The 23,957-nt window shown below is 36.0% G+C and carries 23 protein-coding genes, 1 tRNA gene and 1 pseudogene; 9 read left to right on the top strand and 16 right to left on the bottom strand.

Annotation, left to right across the window (positions count from 1 at the left end):
• Positions 1 to 18 precede the first annotated feature (18 nt).
• The 8 genes from rpiA to ACOQN3_RS00400 form a co-directional block, all read right to left on the bottom strand.
• Positions 19 to 693, bottom strand: a complete 675-nt coding sequence (rpiA, locus tag ACOQN3_RS00435; protein WP_420544528.1) for a ribose-5-phosphate isomerase RpiA — start codon at positions 691 to 693, stop codon at positions 19 to 21.
• Entirely contained in the window at positions 694 to 1,770 is a 1,077-nt protein-coding gene (locus tag ACOQN3_RS00430) for a hypothetical protein (RefSeq protein WP_420544527.1), read from the bottom strand.
• Positions 1,771 to 1,938 (bottom strand): 50S ribosomal protein L37e, encoded by a 168-nt coding sequence (locus ACOQN3_RS00425; protein ID WP_420544526.1) that lies wholly within the window; start codon positions 1,936 to 1,938, stop codon positions 1,771 to 1,773. It lies immediately after the preceding gene.
• Between the two features lie 10 nt (positions 1,939 to 1,948).
• Positions 1,949 to 2,185: an LSm family protein gene (locus tag ACOQN3_RS00420; protein ID WP_420544525.1), complete on the bottom strand. Its 237-nt coding sequence runs from the start codon at positions 2,183 to 2,185 to the stop codon at positions 1,949 to 1,951.
• 57 nt (positions 2,186 to 2,242) lie between these two features.
• Positions 2,243 to 2,968: a creatininase family protein gene (locus ACOQN3_RS00415; RefSeq protein WP_420544524.1), complete on the bottom strand. Its 726-nt coding sequence runs from the start codon at positions 2,966 to 2,968 to the stop codon at positions 2,243 to 2,245.
• 6 nt (positions 2,969 to 2,974) lie between these two features.
• Positions 2,975 to 3,817 (bottom strand): formyltetrahydrofolate deformylase, encoded by an 843-nt coding sequence (locus tag ACOQN3_RS00410; protein WP_420544523.1) that lies wholly within the window; start codon positions 3,815 to 3,817, stop codon positions 2,975 to 2,977.
• 51 nt (positions 3,818 to 3,868) lie between these two features.
• Positions 3,869 to 3,956 (bottom strand) — tRNA-Leu (locus tag ACOQN3_RS00405).
• A 525-nt stretch (positions 3,957 to 4,481) separates the two neighbouring features.
• Positions 4,482 to 5,804, bottom strand: a complete 1,323-nt coding sequence (locus ACOQN3_RS00400; protein ID WP_420544522.1) for a hypothetical protein — start codon at positions 5,802 to 5,804, stop codon at positions 4,482 to 4,484.
• A 161-nt stretch (positions 5,805 to 5,965) separates the two neighbouring features.
• On the opposite strand from ACOQN3_RS00400, the gene glmM reads away from it, so the two are divergent.
• The 6 genes from glmM to infB all read left to right on the top strand — a co-directional run bounded on the left by glmM (position 5,966) and on the right by infB (position 10,386).
• Positions 5,966 to 7,315 (top strand): phosphoglucosamine mutase, encoded by a 1,350-nt coding sequence (glmM, locus tag ACOQN3_RS00395; RefSeq protein WP_420544521.1) that lies wholly within the window; start codon positions 5,966 to 5,968, stop codon positions 7,313 to 7,315.
• Positions 7,316 to 7,377: 62 nt separating this feature from the next.
• Positions 7,378 to 7,764 (top strand): 50S ribosomal protein L7Ae, encoded by a 387-nt coding sequence (gene rpl7ae / locus ACOQN3_RS00390; RefSeq protein WP_012214608.1) that lies wholly within the window; start codon positions 7,378 to 7,380, stop codon positions 7,762 to 7,764.
• Positions 7,761 to 7,973 carry a 30S ribosomal protein S28e gene (locus ACOQN3_RS00385; RefSeq protein ID WP_420544520.1) on the top strand — a complete coding sequence of 71 codons (213 nt, stop codon included), beginning with the start codon at positions 7,761 to 7,763 and terminating at the stop codon, positions 7,971 to 7,973. Before rpl7ae ends, ACOQN3_RS00385 begins: the two co-directional genes overlap by 4 nt.
• Before the next feature lie 12 nt (positions 7,974 to 7,985).
• Positions 7,986 to 8,183, top strand: a complete 198-nt coding sequence (locus tag ACOQN3_RS00380) for a 50S ribosomal protein L24e (protein WP_420544519.1) — start codon at positions 7,986 to 7,988, stop codon at positions 8,181 to 8,183.
• 13 nt (positions 8,184 to 8,196) lie between these two features.
• On the top strand, positions 8,197 to 8,598 hold the full coding sequence (gene ndk, locus ACOQN3_RS00375) for a nucleoside-diphosphate kinase (RefSeq protein WP_420544518.1): 402 nt from the start codon (positions 8,197 to 8,199) through the stop codon (positions 8,596 to 8,598).
• 6 nt (positions 8,599 to 8,604) lie between these two features.
• On the top strand, positions 8,605 to 10,386 hold the full coding sequence (infB, locus tag ACOQN3_RS00370) for a translation initiation factor IF-2 (protein WP_420544517.1): 1,782 nt from the start codon (positions 8,605 to 8,607) through the stop codon (positions 10,384 to 10,386).
• On the opposite strand, the gene trxA is transcribed toward infB, so the two are convergent.
• The 4 genes from trxA to ACOQN3_RS00350 all read right to left on the bottom strand — a co-directional run bounded on the left by trxA (position 10,380) and on the right by ACOQN3_RS00350 (position 17,180).
• Entirely contained in the window at positions 10,380 to 10,784 is a 405-nt protein-coding gene (gene trxA, locus ACOQN3_RS00365) for a thioredoxin (protein WP_420544516.1), read from the bottom strand. The two genes, infB and trxA, sit on opposite strands and share 7 nt — an antisense overlap.
• Positions 10,785 to 11,026: 242 nt before the next feature.
• Positions 11,027 to 14,902: a fibronectin type III domain-containing protein gene (locus tag ACOQN3_RS00360; protein WP_420544515.1), complete on the bottom strand. Its 3,876-nt coding sequence runs from the start codon at positions 14,900 to 14,902 to the stop codon at positions 11,027 to 11,029.
• Between the two features lie 102 nt (positions 14,903 to 15,004).
• Positions 15,005 to 16,672 (bottom strand): Ig domain-containing protein, encoded by a 1,668-nt coding sequence (locus ACOQN3_RS00355; RefSeq protein WP_420544514.1) that lies wholly within the window; start codon positions 16,670 to 16,672, stop codon positions 15,005 to 15,007.
• Positions 16,673 to 16,748: 76 nt separating this feature from the next.
• A complete protein-coding gene (locus ACOQN3_RS00350) occupies positions 16,749 to 17,180 on the bottom strand; it encodes an archease (RefSeq protein WP_420544513.1) in 432 nt (143 codons plus the stop codon).
• Between the two features lie 94 nt (positions 17,181 to 17,274).
• Here ACOQN3_RS00350 and ACOQN3_RS00345 point away from each other — a divergent pair, with 94 nt between their 5' ends.
• Entirely contained in the window at positions 17,275 to 18,225 is a 951-nt protein-coding gene (locus tag ACOQN3_RS00345; RefSeq protein ID WP_420544512.1) for an MDR/zinc-dependent alcohol dehydrogenase-like family protein, read from the top strand.
• A gap of 40 nt (positions 18,226 to 18,265) precedes the next feature.
• Here the strand turns inward: ACOQN3_RS00345 and ACOQN3_RS00340 are convergent, their stop codons facing one another.
• The gene (locus ACOQN3_RS00340; protein WP_420544511.1) at positions 18,266 to 19,000 is read right to left on the bottom strand and encodes a spondin domain-containing protein; all 735 of its coding nucleotides are present in this window, start codon (positions 18,998 to 19,000) and stop codon (positions 18,266 to 18,268) included.
• Positions 19,001 to 19,119: 119 nt separating this feature from the next.
• Between ACOQN3_RS00340 and ACOQN3_RS00335 the strand changes: the two genes are divergently transcribed.
• Positions 19,120 to 19,659 carry a DedA family protein gene (locus ACOQN3_RS00335; protein ID WP_420544510.1) on the top strand — a complete coding sequence of 180 codons (540 nt, stop codon included), beginning with the start codon at positions 19,120 to 19,122 and terminating at the stop codon, positions 19,657 to 19,659.
• Between the two features lie 64 nt (positions 19,660 to 19,723).
• Here the strand turns inward: ACOQN3_RS00335 and ACOQN3_RS00330 are convergent, their stop codons facing one another.
• From ACOQN3_RS00330 to ACOQN3_RS00320, 3 genes are all read right to left on the bottom strand, one after another.
• Positions 19,724 to 20,515, bottom strand: coding sequence for a DUF72 domain-containing protein (locus ACOQN3_RS00330; protein ID WP_420544509.1), 792 nt, complete (start codon positions 20,513 to 20,515; stop codon positions 19,724 to 19,726).
• Positions 20,516 to 20,867: 352 nt separating this feature from the next.
• Entirely contained in the window at positions 20,868 to 22,343 is a 1,476-nt protein-coding gene (locus ACOQN3_RS00325; RefSeq protein ID WP_420544508.1) for a PQQ-dependent sugar dehydrogenase, read from the bottom strand.
• A 34-nt stretch (positions 22,344 to 22,377) separates the two neighbouring features.
• Complete coding sequence (locus ACOQN3_RS00320) at positions 22,378 to 23,034, bottom strand: uracil-DNA glycosylase (RefSeq protein ID WP_420544507.1); 657 nt, start codon at positions 23,032 to 23,034, stop codon at positions 22,378 to 22,380.
• Between the two features lie 371 nt (positions 23,035 to 23,405).
• Here ACOQN3_RS00320 and ACOQN3_RS00315 point away from each other — a divergent pair.
• Positions 23,406 to 23,957 (top strand): annotated as a pseudogene (locus ACOQN3_RS00315) (ABC transporter substrate-binding protein); the annotation flags it as partial.

Here is a 23,957-nt window from a genome sequence, read left to right as displayed (position 1 = left end):
AATTAAGAAAGAATGAGACTAGAGAATATCAAATTTGCCGTTTGTTTTTGCCCTATAGATAATGTCTGGTTTTCTCAGAAATATTCCAGATTCTAAGACTCCAGGGATTTGTTTAATTTTTTGAGTTAAAGCCTTGGGATTCTTTATTGTCCCAAAATCACAATCCAAGATTATGTTTCCATTTTCAGTAAAGAAGGGATAGCCCCTATCCAGGGTACGCAGATGTGCTTTCCCATCTAGATTAGCGATTGATCTTGTAACAGAACTTCTTGCTAACGGATGAATCTCTACTGGAACTGTTCTGGTAAAATTTTTGACAAACTTTGTCTTGTCGGCCATAACAACCACCTTTTTGGCTAGACTGAACAAAATGTTTTCTCGTAACAGGGCACCACCTCCACCTTTAATGACATATTTTTGGGGATCAATCTGATCAGCCCCATCAAAAACAACATCAATCTGTTTTACCTGATCAGATTCTACCAAAGATATTCCAAGATCTTCTGCAACTAGTTTAATTTGCAAGGAGGTAGGAACTGCTTTGATTTCATATTTTTTTAGGGTGATCAGAGTTGACAGAGATTTCACAAGTGCAGTTGCAGCTCTTCCACTACCCAATCCAATCACACTACCATCTTTAACTAATCTCAAAGCATCGTTTGATAATGCCGAAATGGCATCATCGTAGGACAATTATTCTACCTCGGCTTGGTCTAGTTTTGAAAGAACTCTCATGATGTCTCCCTTTATTTTTTCCAAATCATCTGTATCATCATAAAACTCATCATCATGAGCATCAAGAGGTTTGGTTTTTGGTTTTTCTTGCGGTTTTGGTTCTGGAAGTGCCTTGTGTTCTGTAATTTTTGCAACTTGCTTTCTTAGATCTGGTTGTGGTTCAAGTTTGGATGGTTGCTCTGTCTTCAAATTGATTTGAGAACCAGTTTTTGGTTCTTCTTTAGCAGGGGTAATTTCAGATCCAATACTTTCCTGTAAGGTTGTTTTCTTAATGGATTCTGTATGAGATGGTGATGGTACTTCTTTGATAGTTTCTTGTTCTAGGTTTTTCTTTACAATTTCTTTTTTAGGTTGAATTTCTTCAAATAGGGATTCTTTGGGTTGTGTTTTTGAAACATTTGTTAGTGTTGTGAATTCAAATGATTGTCTAGGTTTTGGTGATAATGATGATGATTGTTTTGTGGTTTCTGCAAAGGGATTAGTTTTAGCAGAATCTGCTATGTTGTCCTTATTGTCTGCTTTTTCAAATGTAAATGTCTCTTTGATGGATTGTGAGAACTTTTGTTTTGGCTCTGATTGTTTTTGGGTTTCTTCACTTGGTTTTTGTGTAGATGTTACCGAATCTATTTTTGCACTTGTTATTTTTGAGGACAACTCATACAGTCTATCGTCCAGACTGGAGAGTTTTTGATCCATCAAAGTTATCAAGCCATCACCTACTGGACCCAAATCTGGATGTTTGCTTGCGGCCTCAAGTTTTTCTAATTTGGCCAAAATGACTCCAAGTTGGTGCTGGTATTTTAATAGCAGTTTATCTTTTTGAATTTTTGAAAATTCTGAATCTGTCTGATATAATCTAGAGATTGTTTTTGTAAGAATGTCTTTTTCAATTTTTAAAGAATTTATCTGAGATCTTATCTGAGAGCTGGCACCTAGGCTGAGTAATTGGTTTTTGTTTTTGGGAGCTCTTCGAATAGCAGCAGCAGTAGCCACACCTCCAGCTAAGGAACTAAGAATAAGAGCAATTTCTTGCATTTATGCGTACCATTTAATCCAAGAATATTTTCTTCGTTTGGCCTCTGGGAATCCACAACTAGCGCATTGATGGTGTCGTTTGTGAAGAGAGTTCTTGCCGCATCGTCTGCAACGAATGTGAACTTTTTTCTTTGTAAAACCACCCATGGATGTTGTTCCTTTCACCATTTCAAATCACCTAATTCTGTGCAGGTGGAGGAGATATCATAACTACGTTGTCTCCTCTCACTACGATGGTTCCAAGGCCTTTTGACTCGCCTTCAGTTGGGATTTCTTCTGAAGAATCGAGTAGCAGGTTCATGTGCTGGTCAAAACCAAGCAAGTTTCCCCTAATTGTCTTGTTGCCTTTGAGTTTTATCAATACTACCTGATTGATACTCTCATCCAACACTTTTACTGCCATATCAACGGACATCTATTTCACTTATTGGCTATGCTAAAGAGGGATTATATTAAAATTTCATTGGTGTAACTATGAGATACCCTCAGTAAGGCAAGTTTGACACTTTTTACTCAGATTCTGAATAATTTCATTCAGTATTTTACAACCATCTCGTTTTGTTGCGCATCTCGGATCTCCCCAGACTCCATTTTTTGTAACGGATGGAAAAGATTTGTTTGCTTTTCTTCCAAGATCTGCGATTTGTTTTTTTGTCAAATCTTCTGTAATTAGTCCTCTTTTTGCCATTGACATCTTTACATTTTTTGAGATGGCCAGCATAAGAGATGTTTCCACAAACCCTGCATGATCAAATTCCCGTTGCATAAAATGCCAATACGAAAATGGAAATACATTGATTTTATTTTTTGTCAGTTTCCTTATTTTCAAATCAATATTTTTGATTGGTTTTAGGTTTCCGTGATGTCCATTGATTATGAAGACATTATGGATATTATTTGCCAAAAGAGAGACACATAAATCAACCAAGACTGAACGTAGGGTAGATTCTCTTACACTAAGATTGAAAAAAGGAGCATGCTCAAATGAGACGCCGCAAGTAATGGTTGGAAGCAAAAGATATCCATTTCTGTCGGCTAGTCTTTTTGCGACTTCACTTACAATATCTGAATCGGTAGAGATTGGAAGGTGTGGACCATGCTGTTCTATTGAACCAATAGGAATTACGGCGGCAAGATTTTGTTTCTTTTTGATTAACCTCCTAAGGTTTGGATCTAGTTGAGAGTAAATATCAGTCATAAAAAGTCATTTGGATTTTATGTGAACTTTTCTCCAACGAACTTCTAGTTTATTCTCAAGATGCATCTTCATTGCCTTGAGCAAAGTATCTGCCTCTAGTTTTTGTCCTTTTGCTTTTATCTTCTCAAGAGTGTCATTTGGATCAACCTTAAAGGAGTCTTGGAAAATTATGGGTCCTTGATCTAAGTTCTCAGTAACGTAATGAGATGTGACTCCAACAATTTTTGTGCCTCTCTCATAAGCTTGTGCATAAGCTAATGCGCCAGGAAATGCGGGTAACAAGGAAGGATGAATGTTAATAATTCTATTAGGATACCTCCAAACAAAGTTAGGACTAAGAATTCGCATATATCTTGCAAGGGAGATCAAGTCAATTTCGTAGTCTTTGCATATCTTGATAATTTCCTCTTCTGCTTTTTGTTGATTCTTTTCTTCAATTGCAATAAATGGAATCTTGGCTTTTTTTGCCAATGGCTCTAGTGTTTTTTCTGTTCCAATGATAACTGAGATTTTTCCCTTTAGAGATTTTTGATTGGCAAGAATTGTTTGAAGACAAAGTGGTTCTTTGGTAACAAATACTGCAATATTTTTCTCAAGATTTGTCTCATGGTGTGTACTTACATCCATTTTTTCTCGTTTTGCCAGATCTTGTATTTCTGCATCAAAACTTTTCACATCAATTTCTTTGGAAAATGATACCTCCAAGTACATTCCAAATAATCCTTTGATCACGTTCTGGTTTACTTTTTCAATATTTCCTCGCTTTGAAAATGCAAAATTCGTAAAAGATGCAACAATCCCTTCTCTGTCTTTTCCAACAACCGTAATTCCCACAACTATCTTCTTCATGACTTTGACTATCAAAATTTCTCATTATTAATCATTAACCAAGATACAAAATGGTGCGGGAGGTGGGATTTGAACCCACGAACTCCTAAGAGATAGGGTCCTAAGCCCTACGCCTTTGACCAGGCTGGGCGACTCCCGCAACGAATTTGCTGTTAAACACAAACTTAATCCTTACTAGGCAAAGACGCAAGAAATCAAGAAACTCAAAAGAATTGAAAAATTTTGTCATCTCTGAAACTATTCAAAATTGATTTGTATGTATCGAACTGGATGATCAGATAGAGATTTATGCAAATCTGCAATATTTCGCTCTTTAAAATTTAGATCACAGCGATAACATTTCCAAGAGGACAAAGTTTGACTCATAGCAGAAAGAATAATCATAAGAGTATAAAACAAACGTAGAATTTGTCAGTGAGATCTAAATACCAAGATTTCTAAATAAAATTGTATTAGAGCTGTCATCAGAATCTAACGTTTCTGATCTTAAGGTCTGATACAAATCAATAGTTAGATCTATATGCTCATTGAAAATTATCATTTAAGATGACAGAAAAAAAATCATGGTACAATAATATTCCTTTTCTTGAAGAAGATATCGAAGAACTATAATCCAGTTAGAAAACTCAACATTAACAAAAGCAAGCAGAAAAATAAAATAGAATTATGTAGTTTCACTACACAGTTTTGTGGCACCTACGGCATCAATATCAAATCCATCACTTTTCTGATAGCCAGTTGTGTCAGTAATTCTAACATGAGAAACACAACCAACATCGGACAGATCATAGCCGTATTGATGAACATGTGAACCATCGTTGTTATACTGTGTATGTTTTAGCGCAATCCAATTTTGGTCATCATCACTTACTTCTACGATTGCATGTTCTGTGAGTGTTTCGTCATTAGTAGTTTCATATACAATTAATTTGTCAGTTATGGAATCAGAGAAACCAAGAGTTACTTGACCTCCTCTTCCCAGAGATAATGAATTCTCAATATCGTGATATGAGTTAGGCTGGTTTAGTGCATTTACTGGTACTGAATATTGAGGATAAACATGACGCTCATACTTTCCCTTGCCTTTAGTATAGTCAGATACCCAGTCGGCGAAATATTCTGATTCAAGATCCGTTTTTTCAAATACAGCTTGCTGTACAGTAGCAACTTTTTGTCCCTCTAACAATTTGATCTTATTCTTGAGTACAGATATCTCATCAAGCAGTTTTTGAATAAGGACGGTTTGTGAGTTTTCAGGGTCAGTAGTTATGGAATCAGCAGTAGAATTCGTTGTTTGATTCACAGACGAATTGACATTCTTAGCAGACGTGGTAAGATCGATAAAGTTAACGGTTGATTCTTGTTCATCCACATATCTAGGAAGTTTTCCATTTTCATCAAAGTGTCTCTGAATATCAGGATTAGAGAAACCAGATTGAACATTAAGATCTTTTACTAGTTTTACCATGTCTGATCGTGGAATTTGAAGTGCATCATGATATGCATTTCTTGCTTCTTGCAACGATCCTCCGTTTCGTAAAACATCACTCATAACGATTTTTGCTGAGGATATCTTCTCTTGCTGATAGTCAAACAGACCTTGGAAGATGTACTTTGTGTTATCATCTGAGACTTTTTTTAAGAAATTGTTAAATGCGGCAACAGAAGTGAAATCTTTGTTTTCTTCAAACATTTGTTCTAGTTCTCTATCTAAGATATTCATAGCAATGTTTCTTTGTTCGTCAATAAATTTTTCCTGATCCATTTTTTGTTGAATGTCAGAAAAAGTCTGTCGTGATTTTTCTATGTTTTCAAGAATCTTGGCAAAAGCAGGATTATTTTCAATTCCACCAGGTGCAATGGAAACAAAATCATCTTCGCTATCAGCAAACACGTAGGTAATTCCGTACACTGCAGATAACAAGGTGAAAATCGCCAAAGATGAAGCAAGTATTTGTGGGTTGAAGTGAAGGCTTACATTTGTCATTAGGAATCTAAACCAAAAATTTGCAATAACTAGTAGGAAGAAATTATCAGTAACAATGATTCTAGACTTTCTTTATTTTATTGGTTAAAAATTACAGGATAACGTCTTTTTGTTTGTAGTTGAATAGATACTCACAAATTTATCCACAATATGGAATTATCATGGCAAAATTTTTTGGAACTAATGGAATCAGAGGAGTTTTTGGAGAAAGTCTCACATTAGAGTTTATTCATGATATGACACTATCTATTGGAACGTACTTCCAGAAGGGACCAATATTGGTAGGATTTGACGGTAGAAATTCAAGTCCCATAATTTGCAGAATTGTAACTTCGACATTGAATTCAATCGGAATTGATTGCAACATAGCAGGAATCGTTCCTACACCTTGTTTAGAGTTTGCCGTAAAAAAACTAGGGTACATAGGAGGAATGATGATAACTGCTTCTCACAATCCCCCACAATACAATGGAATAAAGCCTGCAGGAAAAGACGGAGTTGAGATTTCACGAGATGATGAGCTGATAATAGAAAAGATATACGAAGAGAAAAATTGGATTAAGAATCCAGTAAGATGGGGGGAGACTGGAAATGAAGAAAAAACAATTCAGACATATCTAGAAGGAGTAGTATCACAAATAAATTCTGAAAAGATAAAATCAAGAGAAATCAAAGTTGTGTTAGATTTGGGAAACGGTACTCAAGCAGTAGCCGCACCAGATCTTTGTAAGATGTTAAACTGTAAAACATTGCTTGTAAATTCCACAATAGATGGGAACTTTCCAGGTCGCGGATCAGAACCAATTCCGGAAAATCTATCTTTATTATCAAAGACCATTTTGCAGAATAATGCAGATGTAGGTATTGCATTTGATGGAGATGGAGATAGGAGTATTTTTTGCGACAACAAAGGGAATATTTTGACCGGAGACAAATCAGCACTTTTACTTGCAAGACACATCCTAAAAGACAATCCAGGTTCATTGGTTGTAACTTGTTTGAATTCAGGTAACGCTATTGAGGAATTAACTTCACAGTTTAAATCTGAGGTTATTCGTACCAAAGTAGGGAGTGTAGAAGTTTCAAGGAAGATGATTCCAACAAAAGCCCTGATAGGTTTTGAAGAAAACGGAGGTTTCATGTACGGAAAGCACAATCAGGTAAGAGATGGATGTATGACCTTGGCTTTGATGCTTGAGATGCTTTCCAATTCAGAAAAAACACTGTCCGAAGAAATATCCACCTTGCCTCCATCCTTTACTACAAAGGATAAGATACCATGTTTGCCTGAACAGACAAGGAATCTAATTTCGGTTCTATCAAAAGAATTTCCCACCTCAGATACAACAGACGGAATCAAAATCATGATCAGTCCAGAAAAATGGGTAATGATCAGACCAAGTGGCACAGAGCCAATCATCAGAATCTATGCTGAAGCTAAAAGTAAAGAAGAATTAGATGGTTTAATGTCTGAATACCTAGAAAAGATCAAGTCCATTATTTCCCGATAACACTTTTAAAACCAAACGAAACGATGGAGAGAATGGAGAATGAACCCCAAGGGTGACGAAATATGGGAAAAGCATATTATGTTAAATTTGAAACACCAGAAGATCTGGTAAATCCAATCTTGGAGGCTGTTAGAGTTGCATCTACCAGCGGCAAGGTCAAAAAAGGAACAAATGAAGCCACTAAAGCAATCGAACGAGGAACCAGCAAACTAATTGTAATAGCTGAAGATGTAGAACCTCCAGAGGTTGTGGCACATCTTCCAATTCTATGTGAGGAGCAAGGTGCAGCATTTGCCTTTGTTCCAAGTAAACAAGAACTAGGCAAATCATTAGGAATTGACATAACATCTGCCGCTGCAGCAATTTTAGATGCAGGTGATGCACAGCATATTGTAGACCAAGTTGTATCTTCTATTGCTAAAATCAAAGGCGGAAAGACTGATCAATGAGTACTACATCTGAAGAAGTAATTCAATCTGAAATTATTCAAATCGTCGGAAGAACAGGTATTGCAGGAGAAGTAATACAAGTCAGGATTAAAGTATTATCTGGGAAAGACAAGGGAAGGATTCTCACTAGAAACGTAAAAGGATCTGTCAGACTAGGAGAAATTTTGATGCTTCGAGAAACAGAAAGAGAAGCCAAGAAGATAAAGTAGGTGTGAAAGAAAATGAGTCTTTTAGTTAAGCCATGTAATTTTTGTGACAGACCTGTTGCAAAAGGTTCTGGTACAATGCTTGCAAAAAATGATGGAACCGTTTTGTGGTTTTGTTCTGCAAAATGTAAGAAAAATGCTTTAGAGTTAAAACGAGATCCTAGAAAACTCAAGTGGACCAAGAAATACGTCAAAGGCGGAATCAGAAAATAACAGAAACAGGAAATTGGCAGAAAAAACTCTATTCATTGTAAAGCCTGACGCGGTAGCTAGAAACCTTGTTGGGGAAATAGTTGCAAGATTTGAAAGAAAGGGATTCAAAATTTTAAAACTAAAGATGTTTGTGTTTTCTCAAGAACAAGCAGAAAAATTCTATGATGTTCATAAAGACAAACCTTTCTTTGGTGAGCTTACATCATTTATTACATCAGGTCCGGTAGTTGCTGCCATTATTGAAGGAAATAACTCCATTGCCACTACAAGAATCATGATTGGTGCTACAAAATCATTTGAAGCTGAACCAGGATCAATTAGAGGTGACTTTGGATTGGGATTTAGTGAAAATGTAATACACGCATCAGATTCTCAGGAAAGTTTTGATCACGAATCGAGGGTGGCATTTGAGTGATCTGATTTGCAAATTCGTCAGCCCATAGTGGCAGTTTTAGGTCATGTAGACTCTGGCAAAACATCGCTTTTAGACAGAATTCGAGGTACAGGAGTACAAGGAAGAGAAGCAGGAGGAATCACACAGCATATTGGCGCAAGTTTTCTTCCAACTGAGACAATAAAGGAAACGTGTGGTCCACTATACAAGAAACTTGAACAATCAGAGAATAAAGTTCCTGGAATTTTGGTAATTGATACACCAGGACACGAGGTATTTACAAATTTACGTTCCAGAGGAGGTTCAGCAGCAGATATTGCAATTTTAGTAGTTGATGTCAACCGGGGATTCCAACCACAGACAAATGAGAGCTTGAAAATTCTACAAAGCAGAAAGGTTCCATTCGTTGTGGCATTGAATAAATGTGATCAGATCTCAGGGTGGCGAAAATCAGAATCCATGTTTATTTCACAGGCAATTAAGGAACAAGATGCATCTATTCAAGCCGATCTTGATCAAAAAATCTACGATGTAGTTGGAACCCTTTCCATATTAGGATACAAGTCTGAAGCATTTTACAGAGTCAAAGACTTTAGGTCCGAAATTGCAATTGTTCCGATATCTGCAAGGTCAGGTGTAGGAATACCTGAATTGCTTAGTGTTTTGGTGGGCTTAACACAACAGTATCTGCAAAAAAGATTAGAACAGATTGAAAAGGATCCACGTGGAATCGTGTTAGAAGTAAATGACGAGGTAGGTTTAGGCCAAACAGCAAACATAATTCTCATTGACGGTACAATAAAAAAAGAAAACAGCATAGTAGTTGCAAAAAGAGATTCAGTGATTGTAACCAAACCAAAAGCATTGTTGCTCCCAAAACCATTAGATGAAATGAGAGATCCCAGAGACAAATTCAAGCCAGTATCCCAAGTGGATGCAGCCGCAGGATTAAAGATAGCTTCTCCAGAGCTGGAAGGAGTTCTTCCAGGCAGTACACTTTATGTTGCATCCAATAATGAAGAAATTAAAAAATTTACTGAACTTATTGAGTCAGAAATGAAATCTATGTTCATTGATACTGAGAGCAACGGTGTGATTCTCAAATGCGATACCATTGGATCATTGGAGGCAATAGTTGAGATGCTAAAAAGATCACAGGTTCCAGTTGCAAAGGCAGACATTGGGTCGGTAACAAGGAGAGACATAATGGAAGCAAAGGCAATTAAAGAAAAAGACAGGCATTTAGGAGTTGTTTTAGCATTTAATGTCAAAATTTTGCCGGACGCAAACGAGGAATCGGAAATTAGTCATGTAAAATTATTTGAAGATAAGGTAATCTACAGTCTAATTGACAATTACAATAATTGGGTAGAAGAAGACACTGCACATGAAGAAGACGCAGTTTTTGCAGAAATGACACCAGTCTCAAAGTTTACTTTTCTTAAAGGATTTGTTTTTAGAAATAACAACCCTGCAGTTTTTGGCATACGTGTAGATGTAGGGACATTAAAACAGAAAATTCCTTTTATGAACAAAGATGGTAGACGTGTAGGCATAATCCATCAGTTGCAGCTTGATGGAAAAACTGTAACTACAGCAAAAGTTGGAGAAGAGGTTGCATGTTCTGTACAGGATGTGACTATTGGAAGACAAATATTTGAAGAAGAAGTATACTATACTTTTCCTCCATCTCACGAAGCAAAACAACTTTTGAATAAATTCATGCACAAACTCAATCCTGAAGAACAGGAAGTATTAACTGAAATAATAAGAATTCAGAGAGAAAAAGAGCCTGCGTATGCTTATTGAGCAGAGTGCTTTTTGCAGATCATGTGTATTCCAGGTGCACCAACTGCACCCATCATTTTGTCTACTATTTGTCCTGCTTTAAACATGATAAATGTTGGAATTGATTGAACCCCAAACTTCATAGAAATATTTTGATTCATATCGACATTGACACGAGCAAATTTTATTTGCGGGTATTTTTTTGAGAGGCTCTCAAATACAGGATGCATCATCTTACATGGGCCACACCATTCTGCCCAAAAATCAACCAAGGTTGGATTTTCTGCAGATACTACCTGATCAAAATTTGACGAGTCAAGATCAACAATGCCCTGGTCTACCTTGAGTTGACTTTGTGCTTTTAGCATTTCTTCTAATTTTCTTTGTTTAATCTTCTCTATTTCTGGATCCTCAGACAATAAATTTTAGAAAATGGTTCTACTAAAAAATCTATATTAAAAGACTAGTCATCGGACTCTGTTTTTGTTGAGAATGGCTCATAACGTCGAGATTTGCAAATAGGGCATTGATCTACGTATCTGGTAAAACTTACAGATGTGTACGCGATACCACAATCACCGCAAATTCTAAGATTTCTGCTTAATTTCCCCATAGGTTACTAGAAAAAACATTATGATTAAAACCTAACTTTTACTTTCTATTACCAGAATTGCCACCATGGTTTTGCTTTTGGTTTTTCAATAATTGTACATACACCATCAATTAATTTTGTTCCAGGTCCACATATCCCATACTTCTTTTCTTTCTTGGTATCATCTGCTGGTTTCTTATCATCATCTACACTAGATGAAGGATCTTCTAGTCCTACTGCCTGGTAAATAGAGTCATACTCTGGGAAGTTATCATCAAACCACTCTTTGTAGTTTGGTTCGTTTTGGTATCGGTCAACGTAGCTCTGAGGGTCCTTTGTCTGGTCTACAAATGGTGCTGGAATTTGCAGTGGTTCTTCTAGTCCTACTGCCTGGTAAATAGAGTCATACTCTGGGAAGTTATCATCAAACCACTCTTTGTAGTTTGGTTCGTTTTGGTATCGGTCAACGTAGCTCTGAGGATCCTTTGTCTGGTCTACAAATGGTGCTGGAATTTGCAGTGGTTCTGGTTGTGTAGGTGTAGGAGGTTGTGTTGGTGTAGTGGTGGTTGTAGTATCTCTAACATTAATGGTTATTGTCTTTCTATCAGATGAGGAATCCTTTTTTGCAACAATATCAAATGTGTAAGATTTTCCACCATCAGAGCTAGAGGGAGTCCATGAGAACTGTCCGGTATTTGAAATGATTTTTGCTCCAGATGGAGGATTTTTCTCCAAACTAAAGACAGCGTTTTGAATTGAGCTATCAGTAAGTCTTACTGTAAATGAAAGTAGTTTATCTTCATCAATTGAAAGATTTCCTATAGGACTAATTTGGAGTCCAGTAAATTGGGCGGTAGCTGAGACCTCATTTGATGCATCACTTGTTCCTTTGGTGTTAATAGCCGAAACTTTGTAGGTATATTTTGAATCTGTTATCAAATTTGTATGGGAATAAGTTCTGGCAGTAGTCTTTGTATCTGTAACTAGTGTAGTGTATTGGCCATTATCTCTTTTTACCTGAATCTTGTAGCCGGTAATTGGTGAATTTCCATCCTCACTTGGTGCACTCCATGCAAGATTAATCTGGGTAGAACCAACAGGAGTAGCTGTTAATTTTATTGGTGGAGAAGGAACCGTAACATCCACAGATGTAGATGTAACTGGTCCATCATCAGTAGTATCAACAGAGTCTTCAGTAGGAGTTGCAGACGCAGTGTTGGAAACTCCTGTAGAGCCAAATCCAATATTAGCACTCACAGCAAAGGTGTAGGTTTTGTCAGTTTGTAAGTTCGATACCAAAAATGAGGTAGTCTTTGAATTTGTATTTCCTATCACATCATAAACACCAGGAGTAATTACTCGTTTTACTTCATAACCACTTATTGATTGACCAAACGTTTCTGAAGGTGCAAGCCAAGATAGTTTTATTTGACTTTTTGAAATTGCTGTGGCAGACAATGCAACAGGAGTGGTGGTAGATTCAGGTTCTGCTGAAGCTATCGATGAAGATGAGCTAGTACCCTCTTTGTTTATTGCATAAACTCGATAAGAATATCTTTCATCATCATCAAGGTCTTTATGGATAAAAAGTGTTGAAGTGCTAGCAGTATTTGCAATAGCCGTTTGGTAATTTTCCGAACCTAATTTGAAATCTATTTTGTATCCGGTTATTTCAGATATGTCATCATCTAATTTTGGAGCATTCCAAGTAACGGCAATTGAAGTAGGAGATACTGGAAATGCCTCGACATTTTCAGGAGGATCTGGTACATCTTTAGAAGAAGAGCTGCTACCACTTCCACTACTGCTACTAGTTCCATCAGCATTTGGTAATGCAAGCATCTGGATACGATGATTGTTAGTGTCAGCTACATACAAAATTCCATTGTCTTCATCTAAGGCTAGTCCAAAGGGAGAGCTAAACTCTCCTTCATCATTGCCTGAAGAACCAAATTCTTCTACAAAGCATACACCATCAATAACTTCATCAGTATCACTTGGACATGTGTTGCCTGAAACAATCTCAAATACTTGAATTCTATCATTTTCGGTATCTGCTACATATAAGATATCATTGTCTTCATCATATGCAAGTCCAGATGGTTCATTGAACTTTCCGTCACCAGTACCAGAAGAGCCAAAGTCATCTACAAAACAGACTTCGTCATTGACTACTTCATCTGTTCCGCTTGGGCAATTGTCTCCATCTGTTAGTTCATACATCTTAATTCTGTGGTTGTCAGTGTCTGCAACATACAGAATGTCATTTCCTTCATCAATTACCATGCCAGAAGGATCTCGGAACTCATCATCACTTGATCCTGTATCTCCAAAGTTAAATCTAAAGTCACCAGCATCATCAAATATAGAAATTGAGTCAGTTGAAGAGTCTGCTACATAGATGTAGTCACTTGCCTTGTGTACTGCAATTGCGCTAGGAGTACCCAAGTATTCGTCATCATCACTATCAGAAGAACCAAATTCTAAATTATCATAATTGCCATTTTCTTGGAATCTTTGAACTCGATTGTTGTCAGAATCTACTACATAGATGTCTTCATTGTCTTTGTCAATTGCAATTTTGGTGGGGGAATTGAATTTCCCATCAGAAGAACCAGAAGAGCCAAAAGTATCATCAAAACATACCTCATCTTCAATTATCTCATCTGTGCCACTAGGACAGTTACTTCCACCTGTCAGATCATACATCTTGATGCGGTTATTCTCACTATCTACAACATACAAAATATCGTTACTGTTTATTGCAAGATCTGTTGGCGTATCAAATCTAGTATCACCAGTTCCTCTTTCACCAAACTCATTTGAAAATGAGAGAGAATCAGAAGAACTTCCAGTAAGTGAAAGTAGTTGTATTTTGTTATTAGAGGTGTCTGCTACGTACAAAATTTCATTATCTTTGTCAAGTGCCAAACCAGATGGAGAATTAAACTCACCATCATCATTGCCTGAAGAACCAAATTCTTCTACAAAGCATACACCATCAATAACTTCATCAGTATCACTTGGACATGTGTTGCCTGAAACAATCTCAAATACTTGAATTCTATCATTTTCGGTATCTGCTACATATAAGATATCATTGTCTTCATCATATGCAAGTCCAGATGGTTCATTGAACTTTCCGTCACCAGTACCAGAAGAGCCAAAGTCATCTACAAAACAGACTTCGTCATTGACTACTTCATCTGTTCCGCTTGGGCAATTGTCTCCATCTGTTAGTTCGTAAATTCGAATTCTGTCGTTGTCAGTATCTGCAACATACAAGATTTCATTTGCATCATCAATCACCATTCCAGAGGGATTCTTGAATTCATCATTTGAGCCATCATCATCAAAACTGAACTTAAAATTACCATTATCATCAAATACAGAAATTGAGTCAGTTGAAGAGTCTGCTACATAGATATAATCAGATTTTTGATGAACAGCAATTGCGCTAGGAGTACCCAAGTATTCGTCATCATCACTATCAGAAGAACCAAATTCTAAATTATCATAATTGCCATTTTCTTGGAATCTTTGAACTCGATTGTTGTCAGAATCTACTACATAGATGTCTTCATTGTCTTTGTCAATTGCAATTTTGGTGGGGGAATTGAATTTCCCATCAGAAGAACCAGAAGAGCCAAATGTGTCATCAAAACAAACCTCATCTTCAATTATCTCATCTGTGCCACTAGGACAGTTACTTCCACCTGTCAAGTCATACATCTTGATGCGATTGTTTTCACTGTCTACAACATAGAGTTTTTTTCCATCTTCACTTATCGCAAGATCTGTTGGATTATCAAATTCATCATTATCATTTCCTTTTGAACCAAATCCATCAGAAAAAGAAAGATCAGCAAAAGAAAATTGAGAATAATCAGCAATGCCTAAAACTAATGCACCCAATACAAAAGAAAATAATAATTTCTTAATCATGTTCTTTTTTTGATTAGATTTTAGGTTATTAAGAATTAGGATCAATTTTGACACATTAACAAACTAAGTAACTTGACTACAAATTCATTGAACATGCAAGATCTAAATTTTAAGGAATTTCTTACTCTTGTAAATTAACATTGCTGGTGCAGCTACATACATTCCTAAATTCATAAGAATCACGCTTATACCATATCCAACAATTTCAGATTCAGAATCTGCCATCGACATCACAGAAAGAGAAAGTAACATTGGCGTGATTACTGCTTTGGTGAATTCTTTGAATACAGGATTTTCCCTTTGCATGTCGGCAACAGCAGGAGAGAACAAATAATAGAATTGGTTAAAACCAGTCATAAAGGATGTGCCGGATTCAGTAGTCATTAATTGGTTATCACGAACCTCCCTTAGAAATTGGACCTGTGGTGCCAATTCGGAATCATATGCAGCAGTAGCAATCAAACAGCCACCACCATTTTGATCTTCAATAATCATACACATTCCGTCAATAAGGTCTGTACCCTCTCCACATTCTCCAAACTCTACAGTATCTTCAGTAGGAGTTTCTGATGAAGGTTCGTCTAACCCTACTGCTTCATAAATTGTCATGTCAGGATAGGTCTCGTCAAACCACTCTTTGTATGTAATTTCTTTTTCATATCTGTCAATGTAATATTGAGGGTCTTGGTTTGGGTCTACAAATGGTGCCAATTCTTTTGGTTTCTCCAACCCTACTGCCTGGTAAATAGAGTCATACTCTGGGAAGTTATCATCAAACCACTCTTTGTAGTTTGGTTCGTTTTGGTATCGGTCAACGTAGCTCTGAGGATCCTTTGTCTGGTCTACAAATGGTGCTGGAATTTGCAGTGGTTCTTCTAGTCCTACTGCCTGGTAAATAGAGTCATACTCTGGGAAGTTATCATCAAACCACTCTTTGTAGTTTGGTTCGTTTTGGTATCGGTCAACGTAGCTCTGAGGATCCTTTGTCTGGTCTACAAATGGTGCTGGAATTTGCAGTGGTTCTGGTGGTGTAGGTGTAGTTGGCTGTGTAGGTGTAGTTGGCTGTGTAGGTGTAGTTGGCTGTGTAGGTGTAGTTGGTTCTTCAAAAGCTTTCTTTACTGTAATGATAACTCTGTCCTTGTCTTCTTGTGAACCACTGTTTGCAATAACATCAAAGCTATAATGTACATCTTGGATATTTCCATGTGATGATGTAGGAGTCCAAACAAATTTTCCAGAATCAGGATCAATGGTTGCTCCAGAAGGTTCATTATCTAAACTATAAACCACATTTTCAATAGAACTATCAGTAATACTTGCAGTAAAGGTAACTGTTTTGCCTACTTCGATGGTTTGATCTGGTATTGTTTTTAATGATAAAATAACATCAGGAACAAAAAAAACCTTCTTGCCATCATATTCAAGTTCCATTGTTAAGCCATCCTCTACTCTTTCGCTTCCAGTAAATGCAACTGCTTCATAAACGCCTTCTCGATCAAAAATTGAATCCACAGAACGAGGTAAAGTTTCAAAAGTGCCATCATCATTTGAAGATGGATCAGAGACCATTGAAGTATCTCCAGAAGAACTTCGTATAACAACAAAAACAGATTGCTTACCTGTTGACTCTTTTCCTGTAAATACAATTGACTCATCATCCGTGAAAAAAGGTTTTGTTAAATCTAATGAAGTGACTTCAGCAAATGCAGGAGTGAAGGTGAATAATAATATAAAAATCACTGTAGAGCCAATTAATGGTGTATTCATCATATTTCCATGAATTTGTCTATTTTTAAAAAACACGTATAATTTCTTCTATAGATTTGCAAAGAAATGTTTACAAAAACTACAGGTCAAGAAGAAATCTCATAAAAACACCATCATTTTTTGCTTCTTTGATCTCCATATCGTAAAAAGTAGGTGCCTTTATCTCGACTTTGAAGTTGTGTTTTTGAAAATCCAAAGGTTCTCCATATGCAACTGCTTGAATAGCGTAGTCTTTGTGTTCAGCATTTGAGTTTATTTGAAATTCAATTCTCTTTATTGCAAATCCTTCGGTAATCAAAAGAAACGGAATTTCTTCAAGCCAGCTAAATAAGAGATATCTTAAATCTTTTCCTTTGGCTGAAAATTCTTTTTTTTCAATTTCTTGAACCTTATCTTGGTCTAATGTAAGATTGATTACAGCATCAGCTGCAACTAAAAAGGCTTCATGGAGATCTTTTGCGTTTACCTCAATTATAGCATCAGTAGCATGATCCAAGAATTTGTAGCTCAATTACAATTCTGAAAATGATACTGACTATTAATTGATGATTCTTTGATTTGTGTTATTTATTATTTTAAAATTAGAAATCAAAAGAAGAAAGACTATGAAAGCACTCTATTTTGATGGAACAAAAATGATTTTTGATAAATCGTATCCAACTCCAGAGTCCAATGAATCATTAGTAAAAGTTAACTTGGCAGGAATTTGTGGGACTGATTTGGAAATTATGAGAGGATATATGAAATATCAGGGAGTTTTAGGTCATGAATTTGTGGGTACAGTAGTTCAATCAAAAAATAAAGAATTGATTGGCAAGAGGGTTGTAGGCGAAATCAATGCAGGTTGTAAAAAATGCGATTCATGCTTAAAGGGAATGGAGAGACACTGTCCTGATAGAACAGTTCTAGGAATTCTTAATCGAGATGGTGCTTTTGCAGAATTTTTGACATTACCAAATGATAACTTGCATGTTATTCCAGATTCGATTACAGATAGCCAGGCAGTGTTTGTTGAACCACTTGCTGCAGCATTTGAGATATTAGAACAGATCCAATTAAAACCCACATGGAAGGTAGCTGTGGTAGGAGACGGAAGACTAGCTCAACTTATTCTTCAAGTTTTAAAGTTGAACTCTCCAAACATTACATGTTTTGCACATCATGAAGAGAAATTGAAAAGTGCAAAGAGACTTGGAATAAAAATAAAAATAAAATTAGATGCAGAAGACAAAACTTCTTTTGATCTAGTTGTAGAAGCAACAGGAAGTAATTCGGGATTTTCTGACTCTATGAATCTAGTAAAACCAAGAGGAACAATAATTCTAAAATCCACCATTGTATCTAGAGAAAATTTGGATCTGACGCCTGCCGTAGTTAATGAGGTTACCTTAGTTGGTTCCAGATGCGGCTTATTCAAACCAGCTATTGATGCACTAGCTACAAACATAATTTCTGTTAATGAGATGATAGATTCTACTTTTCCATTAGAAGATTTTTCAAAAGCAATAGAGCATGCAAAAAAACCTGATACTCTCAAAGTTTTTTTAAAACCATGACAAAAAAAATAAAAAAAATAATTTCCAACAGAGTTGGAGATTATCTAGTTCTTACAATGTTGATTTTAACTACTGAGTTTCCCCATTCATGGACACGTTCTTGGAGATCTGCATCACCGACAATCCCCACATGTGGAATAATTACTCCATCTTCAGCAATTGCAGGATTGCTTTGGTCAGTTCCATCATCACCAGATGATACACCTATTGCTCCTTGACATGGTGGAACCATATCTGCAAAGTCTTCAGTATTCATCTCAGTTCTTGCATCATATGCCATTCCATACAATGTCAATTGCTTCATTGGAAGCTTGACTGAATCAATTCCTGCAAATCCATCATTTGTGCAAACTAGCATGCTTACATACGAAAGATATCTCTGGTTGCCTGAAGTTGAAATCTCAAATGTTTCTGTGTTAGAAAGACCTGTCTCTCCAGGATCATTTGCTGGAACTAATGGTGTTTCTCCCTGGACAATATCAACTACACCTTTCTTTTCTTGTAACATTTCAACTAGAGGAGTTACATTACCATTCTCTGCTAGTTGTTGGAGTTCACCGCTTGCCATTTTACCTACTGTAAAAAATCCAGCATCTTTGGTATGTGTTACTAGAAGTGGAGGGGTTAGTGGTTGGCCGGGGGTTAGATTTGTGATTGTAACCTCGTATGTCTTTTGTTGTACCGCACTAGATTCGGGAATTCCCGCTATGCTCACAACAGATAGCATTGCAACTATTGCACTCATAGCAAAAATACTTGTCTTTTTTGTTTTCATTGAAAAATTATTTCTGAAAAATTACCTTAAGCATTTTTCCAGTTTTCACCCCAATCTCTAGGCTCAAAAAACAGCAATTTTGGGAATTTTTTCTCGTAAAGTAATTTAGTAAGATTTCGTTGGCAAAATCCGTGGAGCCATTTGATTCCTTTCTTGTATGGATTGCAGATTTTTTAGGATCGCACCTTTATGAAGGAATATTTCTAGCAGCCTTACTTGAAACCGTAGTTCCTCCAATTCCAACATTAGCAGTATTTCCAACTGCAGGATTTCTTGCATCACAACAACAAATTCCTTTGATAGGAGTAATTCCAATGATTCTTCTTGGTGCTACTGGTGCCACAATTGGAACTTCTGCAATATACTTGATTGCGTTAAAACTAGGAAGAGTAGTTTTATTGAGTTATCTTAACTATGTCAAAGTATCTGAAAAAAAGTTAGAACGTGTTGAAATATGGTTTGAAAAATATGGAGATAAAGCAGTTTTCTTAGGAAGAATGGTACCAGTAATGAGAGAAATGATTTCTATTCCAGCAGGTTTGTTGAAAATGAAAATACCAAAATTTGTCATGTATACTTTTGCAGGATCACTGATATGGTCTGCAGGAACTATTCTTGCGGGTTATTATTTTGGAGAAGCAATAGGACTTGCAATCTAAATGAACATTAACAAATTATTTTTCATAAGGTCAAATGAAAAAATTAGAAAACAACTGTTTTAAATTAAAAACTATTCAACGTTCTTTGTTTTTTTTCTTCCCAAATCAATTCTCTCATACCTAGTTTTGTTCGCAAAGAGTTTGCAGTAGCAGGACTAAATCCTTCATAGTGATTGTTAGCCATTATTGTTGCTACAGGGATGTTTTCAATTTTAGATAATTTTTTTACTAGGTGAGAAATCAAACTATCTCTATTTTTTATTACTCTTCCAAATTTTGAATCAGGAATGGAACGATCCCCTATTAATCGAATATATAGATAATCAGAAGTAATAGAGAACGGATTATCTATTCCATCAATATCATTCCAGACCAGACAGTGATTTTTTTGTTTAAGATAAGACAAAGAATCTTTAGAAAACCAAGAGGGATGTCTGCCCTCAATAGGATACAAAAAATTATCAGGTAAGATTTCAAAGATTTTATCCAATCTAGGTTTTGCCTCCTCAAATGACAAAGAAGGAGGAAGCTGAAATACTAGAGCATAGATCTTCTTATGAATTGGAATAAGAGAAGACAAAAATGCGAAAATTTCAGAACTAGCATTTTCAAGCCGCTTTTTGTGCGTAATTACTGATGGAAATTTAGCCGTAAACCTGAAATGTTTGGGCGTATCTGTATTCCATTTTTGAACCAGTGCAGTATCAGGTATCCTATAAAAAGTAGAATTGATTTCAGTTATGTCAAAAATTTTGGCATAATATTCTAACCAGCTTGAACTCTTCAAGATTCTTGGGTAAAAAGTTCCTGACCAACCCTGATAGCTCCAACCAGTACAACCAATCTTTATGTTCAATGTTTTTGCATAAAACTACTCTTCTTTTAAACCTCAAATTTTGGTTTACTTGCAATGGATTTTTTGAAAACAATATCAGATGTCTTTTGTTGTTAACACTAGAATCTTTTTGTAGTAAATTTTTGAAAGCTGACTATTGCGGAACAACCTTTACACAGCCTTGCAGGTATGCTAAGACAGGTAAACAATCGCCAGCATTTGGACAACAGGAGATTGTGTCAGCTTTCTGTTACATATATGCATTCATCACATAAAAAAGAGATCATTATCTCAAGAAAATAAAATGAGTTTGTACAAAAATCACAATGAAATTTTCAACTAAGATTAGAAACAATTATTCAAAAAGCAAAAGCTATTTGTCAATTTTGATAAATTGATTTTCTATCATCCACATTATATTTTTGGAAAATTCATCATCAGACAAATTGTTTTGTGACCAATTACCAGTATTTTCTCTTAACCAAGAGGGTAATTCAGATTCGGATATTTTGTCATAAGCAACTATGTCAGATGAGATTGTTATCACATTCTTTTCCAAAAGAAATTCTATTGCTGTTGAGAAAGTCTGATCTGAAATATGTTTCATGGACCACCATTTTGCAGTTTGTTTAAACCAACTTGGTATGTTTGAAGAACTCTCAAAGAATTGTTTTCCATCTTTGGTTGTACATTTTTTAGGAATAGATTCAGTAATTATATTTCCTGCCTTGAGACAATCCATAAAATTATTCACATTATGTTCTAGTGGAATAATTTTCAGAATTTTATCATCATTGGGTTGAGGCAAACCTCTACCATCCTTATTGCTTGTAAGTAGATATAGAAATCCATCCGGACCGGTTTGGACATCTCGTAACCTACCAAACTCATTTTCAAAGAGTTTTTCATGTGAAACAACTACATTATTTTTTAGATCAAAATCAATCATGTGTAAGTGGCTGCCTCTAAGGGTTGCCACAAAATATTTTCCTGACCATTGCGGGATTTTATCCGAATCATAAAATTCAGATCCTGATGGTGCCCAAGTTTCATCACCAGTATGTAAAATTGGATTTTCAAGTCCCTCTAGAGACTCATCTCCAATAACATCAGGCCAGCCATAGTTTTTTCCAGGTAAAATGACATTAATTTCATCATGTGCAGAACCTCTCCATCCTGAAGGGCCATGTTCTGTGGCAACAAGATTACCTGAATCATCCCAATCAATTCCTTGTGGGTTTCTATGTCCTATTGAATAGATTGGGGAATTAGGCCAGGGGTTATCTCGAGGTATTGTTCCATCAGAATTAATACGTAAAATTTTTCCTGCATAGGAATTCAAATCTTGAGAAAGATCTACGTTTCCTGCATCACCAGTGGTTATGTACAGTTTTTGATCAGGGCCAAACTGAATTCGTCCTCCATCATGAAATGGGCCTGCAGGAATGTTTTCAATTATTATTTTATCTTCAATTGCTTCCGCATCAGAAACAACATATCTAACAACTTTGTTAGAAGGAAACAAAAATTGATCCTCAGTATAGTAAACATAGATGTATTGATTTTCCAAAAAGTTAGGATCAACTGCGACACCTAGCATTCCCCCTTCTACGCCTGCGACATTAAGAGACAGTATTGGATTTGGTGCCAGTACGCCATCCTCAATGATCCTAAGGTTACCATGTCTCTCTGTAAAAAAGACAGTTCCATTTGGGCTCCAATCAATGCTCCAAGGGATTGTTAGATTATCAGCTACCGTCTCTACTTTTACACCAAGTGAAGGATACTCTTGTGCATATGCAGTTGAGATAAAAGAAAAAAAGAAAACTAGTAAAAGTAATTTTTTCATGTATTTTGTAATTTAATTAAACAATAAAGGTTTGTTACTGCGTTAGTTTCTTTGCAGTTGCAAAAACATTTGACCATTGTCTCCAGGTTAGTCTTCCTGTTTGTGTATTTTGCTTTGAAGGATGATATGAAGTGAGAATTTTAATTGCGTCATATTTGAAGAGTTTGTTGTGACCGAATTTTTGAGGCTTTACAGAAAACAGCTTGCATGTAGCATCATAGGCTATTTTCCCCAAGCAAAGAACAACTGTCACATTGCTCAAAATTTCTTTTTCTTGTTTTAGATAGTCAAAACATGTGTCCATCTCCTCTCTTGTGGGTTTGTTTTGTGGAGGTGCACATCTAACTGCAGCCGTGATATAGGCATTTTTTAGGATTAACCCATCTCCCCTTGTTTGACTGGTTGGAATAGAGGCAAATCCGTGCCTGTGCATTACTTTTGCAACCCAGTCACCTGATGAGTCTCCAGTAAACATTCTTCCTGTCCTATTTCCACCGTGGGCTGCAGGAGCCAGACCGACAATCAACAGTTTTGCATTAACATCTCCAAATCCAGATAGAGGTTTTCCATAATAGGTTTCATTTTGAAATCTTCGAACTTTATTTTTAGCAACTTCTCTTATGTATAATGAGAGTCTTGGACATTTTTTACATCTTGTAATTTTTCTATTAAGAAACTTTATTGTTTGCAATCGAAAAAACATTACAAGAATTTTATAAAAAGATTTTTTGAAATTATTTTTTATCTTTCTTGAATTGGATCTCTATCCAAATTAATTCCAATTGAAAGGGCCCACTTTGATATTTGTTCAACTAATTCATTATCTTTTTGTGTAAACATATGTAAACCAGGTCTACTGCAATAAAAGAAATTACTATCAACTTATCTTTTATTCATGGAATTTCTTATGAAAAATAAGATATCAACAAGGACGAATCTGTTATTTCTAAACATTACAAATGGAGTTTAGGTGAATTAGGAAGGCGGGATTTCTTATTCCTAATAATATTTTCTATGATCTCATACGTTATTTTTTATATAAAACAATAAAACAACATTACAATGAAAAATACACAACTTCTAAGTGCTATTTTAGCAATGATCCTAGTATTTGGAGTAACGTCTGGTTCTGCATTTGCTTATGATAGAAATGAAGATGACAGATACGATGATGATTCCAAGGATGATGACAGATACGATGATGATTCCAAGGATGATGACAGATACGATGATGATTCCAAGGATGATGACAGATACGATGATGATTCCAAGGATGATGACAGATACGATGAAAAAAAATACAAGCATGATGATCTAGAAGACAAACTAGAAGACTTTTGTGAAATGAATGATAAAGAGCGCCAAGAATTCATTGAGGAGCATCCACGAATGTCAGAGTTTGAAGATAGGCTTACAGGTTATTGTGGGTTATCTGAAGATGAACAAGAAGATGCATTAGAAAAATTCATTGAGGAAAATGTATACGAAGTTAGAATTCAAAAGACTGATTCAGAGATGAGAGAAAAGCTAGAGAGATACTGTACAATGTCAGACCAAGAAAAAAGAGAATATCTAGCAAATAACGAAAAAACAAACGAACATGCTGAAAAAATG

Origin of the sequence: Candidatus Nitrosopumilus sp., from assembly GCF_965223225.1 — an archaeon.
In the GTDB taxonomy this organism is placed as follows: domain Archaea; phylum Thermoproteota; class Nitrososphaeria; order Nitrososphaerales; family Nitrosopumilaceae; genus Nitrosopumilus.
This window is presented reverse-complemented; position numbering and strand designations above follow the sequence as displayed.